The 13,464-nt window shown below is 73.3% G+C and carries 10 protein-coding genes; 2 read left to right on the top strand and 8 right to left on the bottom strand.

The window, feature by feature from the left end:
* Positions 1 to 142: 142 nt before the first annotated feature.
* From proB to QZX64_RS16675, 6 genes are all read right to left on the bottom strand, one after another.
* Positions 143 to 1,258, bottom strand: coding sequence for a glutamate 5-kinase (proB, locus tag QZX64_RS16650; protein ID WP_295662129.1), 1,116 nt, complete (start codon positions 1,256 to 1,258; stop codon positions 143 to 145).
* Positions 1,255 to 2,790, bottom strand: a complete 1,536-nt coding sequence (gene obgE, locus QZX64_RS16655; RefSeq protein WP_295662132.1) for a GTPase ObgE — start codon at positions 2,788 to 2,790, stop codon at positions 1,255 to 1,257. Before obgE ends, proB begins: the two co-directional genes overlap by 4 nt.
* 87 nt (positions 2,791 to 2,877) lie before the next feature.
* Positions 2,878 to 3,132: a 50S ribosomal protein L27 gene (gene rpmA / locus QZX64_RS16660; RefSeq protein WP_295662135.1), complete on the bottom strand. Its 255-nt coding sequence runs from the start codon at positions 3,130 to 3,132 to the stop codon at positions 2,878 to 2,880.
* 41 nt (positions 3,133 to 3,173) lie between these two features.
* Positions 3,174 to 3,476, bottom strand: a complete 303-nt coding sequence (gene rplU, locus QZX64_RS16665; RefSeq protein WP_295662138.1) for a 50S ribosomal protein L21 — start codon at positions 3,474 to 3,476, stop codon at positions 3,174 to 3,176.
* Between the two features lie 207 nt (positions 3,477 to 3,683).
* Positions 3,684 to 6,959 (bottom strand): Rne/Rng family ribonuclease, encoded by a 3,276-nt coding sequence (locus QZX64_RS16670; protein WP_295662140.1) that lies wholly within the window; start codon positions 6,957 to 6,959, stop codon positions 3,684 to 3,686.
* A 379-nt stretch (positions 6,960 to 7,338) separates the two neighbouring features.
* Positions 7,339 to 8,058 carry a TIGR03936 family radical SAM-associated protein gene (locus QZX64_RS16675; protein WP_295662144.1) on the bottom strand — a complete coding sequence of 240 codons (720 nt, stop codon included), beginning with the start codon at positions 8,056 to 8,058 and terminating at the stop codon, positions 7,339 to 7,341.
* 127 nt (positions 8,059 to 8,185) lie between these two features.
* Here QZX64_RS16675 and QZX64_RS16680 point away from each other — a divergent pair, with 127 nt between their 5' ends.
* Together QZX64_RS16680 and QZX64_RS16685 are read left to right on the top strand one after the other, a co-directional pair.
* Positions 8,186 to 10,147 carry an ATP-binding protein gene (locus QZX64_RS16680; protein ID WP_295662149.1) on the top strand — a complete coding sequence of 654 codons (1,962 nt, stop codon included), beginning with the start codon at positions 8,186 to 8,188 and terminating at the stop codon, positions 10,145 to 10,147.
* Positions 10,148 to 10,179: 32 nt separating this feature from the next.
* Positions 10,180 to 11,154, top strand: coding sequence for a glycosyltransferase (locus QZX64_RS16685; protein ID WP_295662152.1), 975 nt, complete (start codon positions 10,180 to 10,182; stop codon positions 11,152 to 11,154).
* Here QZX64_RS16685 and QZX64_RS16690 read toward each other — a convergent pair.
* Positions 11,099 to 12,340 carry a glycosyltransferase family 2 protein gene (locus QZX64_RS16690; protein ID WP_295662157.1) on the bottom strand — a complete coding sequence of 414 codons (1,242 nt, stop codon included), beginning with the start codon at positions 12,338 to 12,340 and terminating at the stop codon, positions 11,099 to 11,101. The two genes, QZX64_RS16685 and QZX64_RS16690, sit on opposite strands and share 56 nt — an antisense overlap.
* Positions 12,341 to 12,385: 45 nt before the next feature.
* Positions 12,386 to 13,381 carry a class I SAM-dependent methyltransferase gene (locus tag QZX64_RS16695; RefSeq protein WP_295662160.1) on the bottom strand — a complete coding sequence of 332 codons (996 nt, stop codon included), beginning with the start codon at positions 13,379 to 13,381 and terminating at the stop codon, positions 12,386 to 12,388.
* Positions 13,382 to 13,464: the final 83 nt, after the last annotated feature.

Below are 13,464 nucleotides of genomic sequence, written 5' to 3' on the forward strand. Positions count from 1 at the left end.
CCCAGCGACGCACCCCGTGGGCCCGCTTCTCGGTGCTGTCTTCCATGACGTCGTCCTTCTGTCCACCGCAGGAGGCCACCGTCCTTGGGCTTCTCGGTGCTGTACCCAATTTAGGGTAGGGCGGTGGCCGAGGTCGGGCGTTTCAGAGAACGACGAGGTCGTCTCGGTGGACGACCTCGCGCTCGTACGCCGATCCGAGCGTGGACACCAGCTCTGACGTGCTCCTTCCCAGCAGCTGCGGGATCTCCGCGGCATCGAAGTTGACTAGACCGCGAGCCACCGGGCGGCCGTCGGGAGCGACCAGGTCGACGGGGTCGCCCGCGTGGAAGGCACCCTGGACGCCCGTCAGCCCGGCCGCCAGCAGGGAGGCCCGGCGAGCGGTCACCGCGGTCACCGCACCGTCGTCGAGCACCAGGCGTCCCTGCGGCTCGGTGGCGTGGGCCAGCCAGAGCAGCCGGGTGGGGCGCCGCTTGCCGGTGGCGTGGAAGAGCGTGCCGACCGGCTCCCCGGCCAGCGCTCCCCCGGCCTGGTCCGCGGCCGCCAGCACCACCGGGATGCCGGCGCCGGTGGCGATGCGTGCCGAGGCGAGCTTGGTGACCATGCCGCCGGTGCCGACCCCGGCGGAGCCGGCGGAGCCCGTCACCACGTCGGCGAGGTCGGCGTCCGAGCGCACGTCCTCGATCCGGGTGCTGCCGGGACGGGACGGCGGGCCGTCGTACAGGCCGTCGACGTCGGAGAGCAGCACCAGCAGGTCGGCGTGCACGAGGTGGGCGACCAGGGCCGCCAGCCGGTCGTTGTCGCCGAAGCGGATCTCGGTGGTGGCGACCGTGTCGTTCTCGTTGACGATCGGCAGCGCGCCGAGCTCGAGGAGCTTGGCGAACGTGCGGTAGGCGTTGCGGTAGTGCGCGCGCCGGGTCACGTCGTCCACGGTCAGCAGCACCTGCCCGGTCACCAGGTCGTGCCGGGCGAACTCCTCCTGGTAGCGGTGGGCGAGCAGCCCCTGCCCCACCGACGCCGCGGCTTGCTGGGCGTCCAGGGCGCGGGGTCGCCGGGCCAGGCCCAGCGGCGACAGCCCGGCCGCGATCGCCCCCGAGGACACCAGCACCACCTCGACGCCCGAGGCGCGGGTCCCGGCCAGCACGTCGACCAGCCGGCGCACGCGTCCGGGGTCGATCCCGCCCGCCGCCGAGGTCAGCGAGGAGGAGCCGACCTTGACCACCACCCGGCGCGCGGCGGTCACCTCCCCGCGCGTGGTCATGCGTGCGGGTCGCCGGGGACCCGGTCGGGGTCGTCGGTCGACCCGATCTCGTAGGACATCGGGCCCACCCGCTCGCTGCGGTCGAGCCGCCGGGCGACGTCGGCGCGGGTCTCGTTCTCCCCACGGTCCCCCATCGCCTCGTCGATGTCGCGGCGACGGCGGGCAGCGGGGCGGGACTCCTCGAACCGGTGGTCCTCGCCGCGCCGGCCGAGCATCTCGGCACCGGCCTCCATGCCCGGCTTGAAGTCGAAGACGACCGAGTTGTCAGGGTGGCCGATGAGCACGGTGTCGCCCTCCCGGGCGCCCTGCTTGACCAGCTCCACCTCCACACCGAGCCGGTTGAGCCGGTCGGCGAGGAAGCCGACCGCCTCGTCGTTGCTGAAGTCGGTCTGGCGGACCCAGCGCTCGGGCTTGAGCCCGCGCACCCGCCAGCCGTCGGGGTCCTGCGCCACGGAGAAGTCGCCGCCGCCGTCGACCGACGGCGGCCGGATGACGATGCGGGTCGTCTCCACCACGGGCTTGGCGGCCCGCGCCCGCTGCACGATCCCGGCCATCGCGAAGGTCAGCTCGCGCAGGCCGGCGCCGGAGGCCGCGGACACCGAGAAGACGGTCATCCCCCGCTCACGGAGGTCGTCGACCACCATGTCGGCGATGTCCTGGCCGTCGGGCACGTCGGTCTTGTTCAGGGCGACCAGGCGTGGGCGGTCCTCGAGGCCGCCGTACCTGGCCAGCTCCCGCTCGATCACCTCGAGGTCGTCGAGGGGGTTGCGACCCGGCTCGATGGAGGCGGTGTCGACCACGTGCACCAGCGCCGCGCAGCGCTCGATGTGGCGCAGGAAGTCGTGCCCGAGGCCGCGGCCGTCCGCGGCGCCCTCGATGAGTCCGGGCACGTCGGCCACGGTGAAGGTCGTGTCGCCGGCGCGGACGACGCCCAGGTTGGGCACCAGGGTGGTGAAGGGGTAGTCGGCGATCTTGGGCCGGGCGCGGGACACGGCCGCGATCAGCGAGGACTTGCCGGCGCTGGGGAAGCCGACCAGGCCGATGTCGGCGACCACCTTGAGCTCGAGGACCACGTCGATCTCGTCGCCGGGCTCGCCCAGCAGCGCGAAGCCCGGGGCCTTGCGCTTGGCCGAGGCCAGCGCGGCGTTGCCGAGGCCGCCACGGCCGCCGGAGGCGATCACCATCTCCGTGCCGGGACCCAGGAGGTCCCCGAGCACGGTGCCGTCGGCGGCGGTGACCACGGTGCCCTCGGGCACCGGCAGCACCAGGTCGGCCCCGTGGGCGCCGTTGCGGTGGTCACCGGCACCATGGCCGCCGTGCTCGGCCCGGCGCCTGGGGCTGTGGTGGTAGTCGATGAGCGTGGTGACGTCGGGGTCCACGCGCAGGATCACCGAGCCGCCCGGCCCGCCGTTGCCGCCGTCGGGACCGCCGAGCGGCTTGAACTTCTCGCGGTGCACCGACGCGACGCCGTTGCCTCCCCGACCCGCGGCGATGTGCAGCCGCACCTGGTCGACGAACGTCGGGACTGCCATGGGTGCCTCCGGTGGTGCAGAAATGGCGAAGGGCGCCCCGAGACCGGGACGCCCAACGCGGAGATGGTGGTGCAGACGAGCGTCAGGTCACTCGCCGGGAACGATGTTGACGACCTTGCGGCCGCGCTTCGTGCCGAACTCGACCGCACCGCCCACGAGCGCGAAGAGGGTGTCGTCGCCGCCGCGGCCGACACCGGCGCCCGGGTGGAAGTGGGTGCCGCGCTGACGGACGATGATCTCGCCGGCGTTGACGGTCTGACCGCCGAAGCGCTTCACACCGAGCCGCTGGGAGTTGGAGTCGCGGCCGTTCTTGGTGGACGCCGCACCCTTCTTGTGTGCCATGGGTTCAGTCCTTCGAGGTTCGAGAGAGGTCCGAGCGGGGCTCAGAGGGAGATGTCGGTGACCTTGACCTGGGTGTACTTCTGACGGTGACCCTGGCGCTTCTTGTAGCCGGTCTTGTTCTTGTACTTCTGGATGACGATCTTGGGACCCTTGGTCCGGCCGAGCACCTCGACGGTCACGGCGGCCTTGTCGAGGCCGGTCGCCGTGACGACCTCGCCGTCGACGACCATGACCACGGGCAGGCTCACGGACTCGCCCACACCCGTGTCGACCTTGTCGATCTCGATGACGTCGCCCACAGCAACCTTCTGCTGCTTGCTGCCACTGCGCACGATCGCGTACACCGCGACTCACTCTCCTCGTCGGACTCGGGAGGTCCTCGTCCATTGCCAGAACATCCATCGGCCTGGGGACTCCCCCCGCCCGGCCCGCGACGGAGCGCAGGAGGCAAGGGAGTGATGTCCACACAGGAACGGCACGCACGAGCGCGCCGAGGTTCAATAGTACGGATCCGGTGTGCTCACAGCAATTCGCCATGAGCACACCGGCGCTCAGCGCTTGCGCGAGCCCTTCTTCTTGACCGGCACGTGCTCGACGTGCTCCTCGACCTGCGCATCGTCGCCCGCCTCGAGCCGCGCCGGACCGGCCCCGACCGGCGCGACGGCGTCCGTGGTCGCGGAGCCCGGGGCGGCCTCGGTCGGCTCGGCGGTGCCGGCCGCGCGACGGGCCCGGCCCCGCAGGGTCCGGGTCACCACCTTCGGCGGTGGCGGGTCGTCGCTCACGGACCCTGCCGCCACCGGTACCTCGACCGGCGCCGGCGCCTGCTCGGCAGCGGGTACGCCGTCGGTCGCGGCCGTCGCGTCCGCGGCGGCACCCGGACCGGCGGGCCGGCTGGCGCTGCGCCTGCGGGTGCGCGTGACCACCTGGGGGGCCGCCGGCGCCACGGGCGCCTGCGGCTGCTCCGTCTGGGGCTCAGGCTGGGGCTCCGGCTGGGCCTCGGGCTGCCGGACCGGCGGCTCCTGGACCGGCGGCTGCTCGACCGGCGGCTGCTCGACCGGCGGCTGCTCGACCGGCGGCTGCTCGACCGGCGGCTGCTCGCTCGGCTGCTGCTCCGGGGCGTCCGGCCGCTCGTCCTCGGACCGCTCGGCCCGAGCCATCGCGGCGATGTCCTTCGGGGAGGGCGCCCTCAGCTCGGGGCCGCCGCCTGCTCCCCCGTTGTCGCGGCCGCGGCCACCACGGCCGCGACGGCCACCGGCGGGGGGGCCCTCGCTCCGGCCGCCACGGCGGCCGTCGTCGTCGCCCCGGGGCTCGACCGGCTCGGCCTGCACGACGACCCCGCGGCCCTGGCAGTGCTCGCAGTCGGTGGCGAACGACTCGAGCAGCCCGGTGCCGATCCGCTTGCGGGTCATCTGCACCAGACCCAGCGAGGTCACCTCGGCGACCTGGTGGCGGGTGCGGTCGCGGCCCAGGCACTCGACGAGGCGGCGGACCACGAGGTCGCGGTTGGACTCCAGCACCATGTCGATGAAGTCGACGACGATGATGCCGCCGATGTCGCGCAGCCGGAGCTGGCGCACGATCTCCTCGGCGGCCTCGAGGTTGTTCTTGGTGACCGTCTCCTCGAGGTTGCCCCCGGAGCCGGTGAACTTCCCGGTGTTGACGTCGACGACCGTCATCGCCTCGGTGCGGTCGATCACCAGGGAGCCGCCGGAGGGCAGCCACACCTTGCGGTCGAGGCCCTTGCTGATCTGCTCGTCGATCCGGTGGCTGGCGAAGACGTCGCGGCCGTCGTCTGCCGGCTCGTAGCGCTCGACGCGCTCCTTGAGGTCGGGAGCCACGCGCTCGACGTAGTTGCGCACGGTGTCCCAGGCGGCGTCACCCTCGATGACCAGGCGTGCGAAGTCCTCGGTGAACAGGTCGCGCACGACCTTCAGGGTGAGGTCGGGCTCGCCGTACAGCAGCTGGGGCGCCTTGCCCTTGGCGCGCGCCTCGATGTCGTCCCAGCGCGCGGTGAGCCGCTCCACGTCGCGGGTGAGCTCCTCCTCGGAGGCCCCCTCGGCGGCGGTGCGCACGATGACGCCCGCCTCGCTGGGCACGATCTCCTTGAGCAGCGTCTTGAGGCGGTTGCGCTCGGTGTCGGGCAGCTTGCGCGAGATGCCGCTGGTGGTGCCGTCGGGCACGTACACCAGGAACCGACCGGCCAGGCTGACCTGGCTCGTCAGGCGGGCGCCCTTGTGCCCGACCGGGTCCTTGGTGACCTGCACCAGGATGCTCTGCCCCGAGGAGAGCACCGACTCGATCTTGCGGGGCTGGCCCTCCTTGTGGCCCAGTGCCGACCAGTTGACCTCACCGGCGTAGAGCACGGCGTTGCGGCCCTTGCCGATGTCGACGAAGGCGGCCTCCATCGAGGGCAGCACGTTCTGCACGCGGCCGAGGTAGACGTTGCCGATCAGCGAGGTCTGCGACTCCCGGGCGACGTAGTGCTCCACGAGCACCTTGTCCTCCAGGACGGCGATCTGGGTGAGGCCCTCGCGCTGGCGGATGACCATGGTGCGGTCGACCGACTCGCGGCGGGCCAGGAACTCGGCCTCGCTGACGATCGGTGCCCGGCGGCGCCCGGCCTCGCGGCCCTCGCGGCGGCGCTGCTTCTTGGCCTCGAGCCGTGTCGAGCCGGCCAGCGCGGTGATCTGGTCCTCGGCGGCCTTGCGGGTGCGCACCCGCGTGACGGTGTTGTCCGGGTCGTCGGAGCCGCCTGCGCCGTCGCCGTTGTCGTCACCGGCGCGGCGACGCCGGCGGCGTCGGCGCGAGCTGGTGCCTCCCTCGGCGGAGTCGTCCCCGCCGTTGTCGGCGGCGGCGGTCTCCTCGGCGTCGCCGGAGTCGTCGTCGGTCGTGGACTCCGGCTCGTCGGCGTCCGCGCCCTCCCCGGACCTGCGACGGCGCCGGCCGCCACGGCGGCGACGGCGGCGCGCGGGCGTGCCGGCCTCGTCGTCGTCCTGGTCATCGGAGTCGTCGGCCTCCTCGGAGCTGTCGGCGTCCTCGGGCTCGTCGGTCCCGGCGTCCTCGGGCAGCTCGACCGTGTCGTCGGCGTCGGCGTCCTCCACCGCGTCGCCCATCGGCTCCGCGGGCACCTCCTCGTCCTCGACCAGGGGCTCGACGGGCTCGACGGGGGGCTCGACGGGGGCGGCGACCTTCTTGCCGCCCCGGCGGGTGCGGGTGGCCTTCTTCGCCGGGGCAGGAGCCGCGGTCCCTGCCGGGTCGCCCGGCGTGTCGTTCGGGGTGTCGCTCTGAGTGTCGTCCGGGGTGTCGTTCGGGGTGTCGCTCGTCGGCTCGGGTGCGGGCTCGACCGGAGCCGCCGCCCGGGCGCGGGTACGGCGCGCGGGCCGGGTGGGCTCGGGGGCCTGGAACAGCACCGCAGCAGCCGGGGGCGCGGTCGCCGCAGGCTCCTGGGTCGGCTCGGGCTCCACAGGCGCAGGGGCATCCGCGGCCGGCTCCTCCACGGGTGCCTCGGCGCTCTTGCGCGTGCGCCGCGTCGTGGCCTTCTTCGCCGGCGCCCGCTTGGCGGCCCTGGCCACCGGGGCGTCGGTGTCGGCCGGGGTATCGGCCGGGGTGTCGGCCGGGGTGTCGAGCGGGAGCTCGGCCGCCCCGTCGGGCGGGGCGGGGGCCGGGTCGGCCTCCGGTGCCTCGGCGGCCTTCTTCGTGGTGCGCCGGGCCGTCGCCTTCTTGGCGGGAGCACGCCGGGCGGTCTTCCTCGCCGGCGGGGCCTCGGCGGCGGGTGCTTCCTGGTGGTCGTTCTCGGTCGTGGCCGAGTCGTCGCGTTCGTCGAGCATGGTGCTCTCCTCGTCCGGCGCCGAGCGCCGGAGACATCGGGACGCCAGCGGTGGGAGGACCGGTCTCGACCGGCCCGGACCGTGACGCGAAGCCTGGTCGGGTGGCGGCGACACTCTCCGCGGGCGCGTCGACACGTCGACGCCGCGCACCTACCGCGGTCGACGAGCCAGCGTGGACACCCACTCACGTGTCCGACATGGTGTCGCCGCTGTCACCGACTCACCCTGGCCGCGTCGCGGTCCGGTGACGACCTCGTGTGTCGTGCCGGCCGCGGCGGTGGTGCTGAGCCCCGGACGGCGAGAACGTCGTCGGGTCGGACGGTGCGGCGAGCCGCTCGTTCGACCGAGGCGAGTATCGCACACCGGCCGGAGATCGCCGCTATGTCGAGACGGCCAGCGGGTCGCCGACGGTCTCCCGGTCCTCGTCGAGCGGGCCCTGCGCGAGGCGCGTGAGCAGGGGCACCCCGGCGGGCACGAGCCCCGATTGGCGACCGAGCCCGGTCAGGACGTCGTCGGGCCGCACCGAGGGCACCGTGTGCCGCAGGACCACGTCGACCACGCTGCCGACGGGCTCGGCGGGGGCCACCGTGGCCCGCACCACCGCGGCCCGGCAGTCGAACTCGCGCAGCCCCTTCTTGGTCATCCGCTCCACCAGCACCGACCCGGTCGCCAGGAAGGACGCGACCGCCGCTCCCACGGTCTCCGGGTCCTCGGCCAGGGCGATCCGCCACACCGAGGCCTGGAGCAGGTCGGCCAGCGAGCCCCCGGCCGACTCCACCACCTCGAGCACGTCCAGCCCCGGGGGCAGGGCCTCGTCGAGCCGGGCGTGGACGACCGCGGGGTCGACGACCTCGGCGAGGCCGATCTCGAGGTACTCCGCCTCGCTCGCCGAACCGGTGGGTGCGGCGCCCGCGTAGGAGATGCGGGGGTGGGGGTGGAAGCCCGAGGAGTACGCCATCGGCACGCGCGCCCGGAACACGGCACGCTCGAAGGCCCGGCTGAAGTCCCGGTGGCTGGTGAACCGGAGGCGCCCGCGCTTGGCGTACCGGATGCGGAGTCGCTGCACCGGCGGGGCCTGCTGCTCCGGCTGCTCGCGCACGGCTCAAGGGTAGGTCAGCCGGACGAGGGCGGGGAATCGCCCGACGTCACGCTAGTCGCCGTTCTCCTGCGGGGCCGCGGAGGGACACCTAGCATTCGGGAACGCCTCGAACGGAGTGCACCCCCTCATGGACACCGACGCCCGGCCCGCCGCGCTACGCGGACGCACCGCCTTCATCCTGGCGTGTGCGGTCGCGGCTGTCGTGCTGCCCTTCACCGAGCGCCCCACGCCCGGCGCGATCCGCGAGATGTGGCCACCGGTGACGGTCTTCTTCGTGTGGACCACGCTCTTCTTCGACGGTGACGAGCCCCTCGGCCGGCGGCTGGCGATGCACTGCGCCGCCCAGCTGTCCATCTTCGCCGGTCTGGCCACCGCGCTCGGCACGCCTGCGTCCGAGGCGGTGCACATGGGTGTGGTCAACGTCGTGTGCGCGCTCGTGGTGGCCCGCCTCTTCTGGTCGCTGAACGGTGGCTGGGACCTCGCGACGCCCCACTCCGTCACCCTCGTGATGGCGGTCTCGGCGGTGTCGGGGCTGTTCGTGGGCCTGCTCGGCGGCTTCCCCGACCTTGCCGCGTTCGATCTCGACGCCAAGCTGCTCATGTGGTGGGTGATCCGCAACGGCGTCTTCATGTTCGTCGGGGTGTCCACGATGATGGTGGTCTTCCACGCCCAGCGGCCCGCGTGGACCGACCGCGACACGCGGTGGTGGGAGGTGGCGCTGCTCGGGCCGTTCTCGCTCGCCTGCGTGTGGCTGGTCTTCGAGGGTCCAGAGCTGCCCACCTCGTGGGTCCTGCTGCTCCCCGGGGTGGTGTCCGGACTCATCTTCACCCGCCTGGGTGCCGCGGCCTCGACGCTGGCCGTCTCCGTCCTCGCCGCCGGCTTCACGATGATGCCCGGCAACAGGTACGGCTACGACGGCCTGATCCCCGCCTCCGTGGTGGTCGACCTGCTGCTGCTCGCGATGACCTTCCTGGCGCTGCAGCTCGCCGTCGTGCGCGAGCAGCGGGCGACCATGATGGGCGAGCTGGTGGCCAGCCGGGCGCGCACCCGTTCGCAGGCGACCCTCCTCGCCCAGGTGCTCGACTCGATGAACGACGGCGTCATCGTCCTCGGCCGGGAGGGAGAGGTGGCCTTCCACAACCCGGCGGCCCGCCAGCTCCTCGGGCGCCGGCTGCCCGAGCGGGTCGGCGGCACCACGTGGGTCGACCACTTCGGCCTCGCCGGCGCCGACGGCAGCCCCCTCACCGACCGCGACCTGGTCGAGCTCGCCGACGGTCACGGGCGCGCGCTGCTCGTCGACAACCCCGGCAGCAAGCGCTACATCCAGGCCGGGATCTCCGAGCTGGAGACCGAGACGGGGCCGGCCAGCCTGGTCCTCTTCTCCGACGTGACCGCCCAGCGCCAGCGGATGGCCGAGCTCGCCGGCTTCGCGCGCATCGTCGCCCATGACCTCCGCACGCCGCTCACCAGCCTCTACGGCCGCCTGGAGCTGGCCCGCGAGGACCTCGAGGACGGGCAGTACGCCGACGTGCACACCCACCTCGGTCGCGCCGTCGAGAGCGGTCACCGGATGCGCGAGGTCATCGACGACTGGCTGACCTACAGCGTGCTGCGCGACGGGCGCCTCGCGCCGACGCCGCTCGACCTCGGCCCGATGGTCGACGACGTCCTGACGGGCTACCTGGACGACACCGGCGAGGACCGCGTCCTGGCCGTGGACGTCCACCACAAGGTCGTGGCCGATGCCGCGATGGTGCGGCAGCTGGTGGCCAACCTCGTCGGCAACGCCGTGAAGTACGTCGCGGCCGGGCGGCCGGCACAGGTGCACATCTCCTCGCACGCCGACGACGAGGACGGCTGGGTGCGTATCGACGTCAGCGACCGCGGCATCGGCATCCCGGCCGGGCAGGAGGAGGCCATCTTCGACGAGTTCCACCGGGCGCCCCAGCACTGCGAGTCGTTCAAGGGCTCGGGCCTGGGGCTCGCGCTGTGCCGGCGCATCGTCCATCAGCACGGCGGCCGCATCAGCGCCGCCAGCAACGCCCCCGACCACGGGGCCACCATCAGCTTCACCCTCCCCGCGGCCTGAGCCGGCGGCGTACGGCGCGATACCGTGCGGCCATGCCGTCCGACCCCGCCGCGGTGCCGCGGATCAGCTTCGCGATCCCCTACTACGACGGCCTGCACTACCTGCGCGAGGCCATCGGGAGCGTGCTGGCCCAGACCGTGACCGACTGGGAGCTCGTCGTCGTCGACGACCGCGGACCCGAGCCGGCCGGCGAGGTCGTCGCCGCCTACGACGACCCCCGGATCTCCTCCGTGCGCAACGAGCGCAACCTGGGCCTGGCCGGCAACTGGAACGAGTGCGTGCGCCGCACCCGCGCCCCGCTGCTGACGATCCTGCACGGCGACGACCGCCTGCTGCCCGACTACGCCGCCCGGGTGCTCGACGCCGCGGACCGCCACCCCGACGTCGCCGCGGTGTTCACCGACGCGCTCACCATCGGCAGCAGCGGCCAGCCCACCCGCACCCTCGCCGACCGCGTCAAGGAGCGGATGCCGCGTCCCGGCGGCGACCACCGGCTGCAGGGCGACGCCGACCTGGCCGGGCTGCTCCGCGGCAACTACATCGTCTGCCCGAGCATGTGCCTGCGCCGCGAGCTCGTCGGCGCGGCGCCGTTCGACGACAGCCTGCGCTTCGTGCCCGACTGGGACTTCACGACCCGGATGCTGATGGAGGGACGCAGCCTCTTCGGTGTGCGGACCCCGCTCATCGAGTACCGCCGGCACTCCGACAGCCAGACCTCGCTGCAGACCGAGGACGCCTCCCGGTTCGAGGAGGAGCTGCGCTTCCTGCGCCGCGTCGCCGGCGACGCCGACCGCCTCGACCTGCCGAGGTCGGCGGCGATGGCCCGCCGACGCGTCACGGTGCGCGGCCACCTGGCGGTGCAGGCCGGTCTCGACGCGGTGGCGCGCCGGTGGCCCAACGCCCGGGCGAAGTGGCGCATCCTGCGCGCCGACCTCGTCGGGTCGGCCGACGTCAGGCCACGTCGTCGACGGGGACCTCGACCGGCGCCGCCGGCTCGGGGTGGATGACCCGGATCCGCAGCAGCGACAGGAACGCACCGGCGAGGATGGTCTGGCCTCCGAGCACCAGGCCCAGGATGGCGGGCGTGACCGCGCGGGCGCTGTCCTCCGGCTCCAGGGCGCCGAAGCCGGCCTCGCGCCAGCCCCACAGCGAGACACCGAGCCAGACCAGGCCGACGAGGAAGACCAGCAGGCCCAGGCCGATGACGTTCTCGAGGTTCAGCCGCCGCTGGAAGCCCTCGAAGCGCGGGCTGCTGGGCAGGAAGCCCTCGTGGGAGGCGTACACCTTCGACAGCAGCGCGAAGACCACCGCCTGGTAGCCCACCACCGTGATCGCCATCGCGCACATCATCGTGCCGATGTCGAGGCCGAAGTCGCCGATGAGGATCGGGCCGCGGACCAACAGGAGCGTCACCAGCAGGCCGACGAGGGTCAGGGCGACGCCGGGGTAGAAGAAGAGCCAGCGCGGGCTGTAGAGCAGCAGGAAGCGGAGGTGGCGCCAGCCGTCGCGCCAGCTGCGCAGGTGCGGGGGGCGGCTGCGGCCGTCCTTGCGCAGGGTCGTCGGCACCTCGACGATCGCAAGGTCGGCCAGCGACGCCTTGACGACCATCTCGCTGGCGAACTCCATGCCGGAGGTGCGCAGGGACAGCGCCAGGATGGCGTCGCGGCGGAACGCCCGCAGGCCGCAGTGGAAGTCGTTGACCGGGGTCTTGAAGAAGAGCTGGCCGACCCTGGAGAGCACCGGGTTGCCGAGGTACTTGTGCAGCGGCGGCATGGCGCCCTTCTCGATCCCGCCGCGGAACCGGTTGCCCATCACCAGGTCGGCACCGCTGCGCAGCTCCTCCACGAACGGGCCGAGGCCCTCGAAGTCGTAGCTGTCGTCGGCGTCGCCCATCGCGACGTAGCGTCCGCGCGCGGCCCGGATCCCGGCGCCCAGGGCGGCGCCGTACCCGCGCTCCTCGACCTCGACCACCCGGGCACCCTCGGCCCGCGCGATCTCCCGCGAGCCGTCGGTGCTGCCGTTGTCGGCGACGAGGACCTCGCCCGCGATGCCCGAGGAGGCCAGGAACGTCAGCGCGTGCCTGATGCAGGTCGCCAGCGTCTCGCTCTCGTCGAGGCAGGGCATGACGATGGAGAGCTCGATCTCGCGCTCGTCGGCACGCTGGGCGTGGGACTCGATCCGAGTGGCAGACACGACACACGATCCTATTCGCGGGAGGGGTGGAACGACGAGTCGGGCTCAGAGGCACTCGAGGAGCCAGGCGGTCTGGTCGCCGCGGCCGGCCCGGTTGAGCTCGGCGGCGCGCTGTGCCCAGGCGTCCAGCTCCGCCCGGGAGAACGTGCTGCCGCCCGGCGACCTGAGCACCGAGCGCTCGTCCATCAGCGGGATGCCGCGGCGTACCTGCTCGCTGCCCCAGAACTGGAAGCCGGTCGAGTCGTCGAGCGCGCCGACGATCTTCAGGCCGTGGCGCCCGGCCAGGACGTCCATGCCGGCTCGCGAGAACACCGTCAGGTGGCGCGGCGCGTCGAGCTGGACCCAGTCGGTGCCGTACTCGTCGTACGCCGCCGACGACACCGTGGGCATCCGCACCAGGATCCGGCCACCCGGGGCCAGCAGGCGCTTGGCCTGGACCAGGCTCTCGGCCGGGTCGGGGACGTGCTCGAAGCTGTGGTGGAACGTCACGAGGTCGAAGGTGCCCTCGACCTCCGAGAGGTCCCGCCGCACCACGCGAGCGCCCGAGTCGAGGTCCCGGTCGGTGGGCGCGAACGGGTCGACGCCCACCGAGGTGCGTACGCCGGCGAGCCCGAGGGCGTAGACCAGCACGCCCGAGCCGCAGCCGACGTCGAGCACGCGGGAGTCCCGGCCACGGGGCAGCCCGGCGAAGGCCAGGGAGTCAAGGACGATCAGGAAGCTGTGGAACTGCCGCATCCGCACGACCCGGGCGGCCAGCCCCGCGAGCCGGCGCCGGCCGAACAGCACCGACCGGCTCACGAGCGTGGCGAACTGGCGGACACCGGGACGGCCGAGAGCGCGCTCGGGGTCGACGTCGATCGAGTAGTAGTCCGTCGGGTAGTACGCCGAGAGGTCGTCGGGGACGTCACGCAGCCACAGGCTTGCGCACTCGACGCACTCGGAGTAGGTGAACTCCTCGTCCCGTCCGAACATCATCTCCCGGACGACCACGTCCGTCGTCGGTGCACCGCCGCACGCCGGGCACTCCCACGATGTCGTCATCCACGCCGCCTTCCGTCTCGAGCTCGGACACAGGGTAGGGCAGCCCCGTCCGGGTCGGCCCCGCGCGCGCCGGTATGGTCCGG

It is taken from the genome of uncultured Nocardioides sp., assembly GCF_902805925.1.
Lineage (GTDB): Bacteria > Actinomycetota > Actinomycetes > Propionibacteriales > Nocardioidaceae > Nocardioides.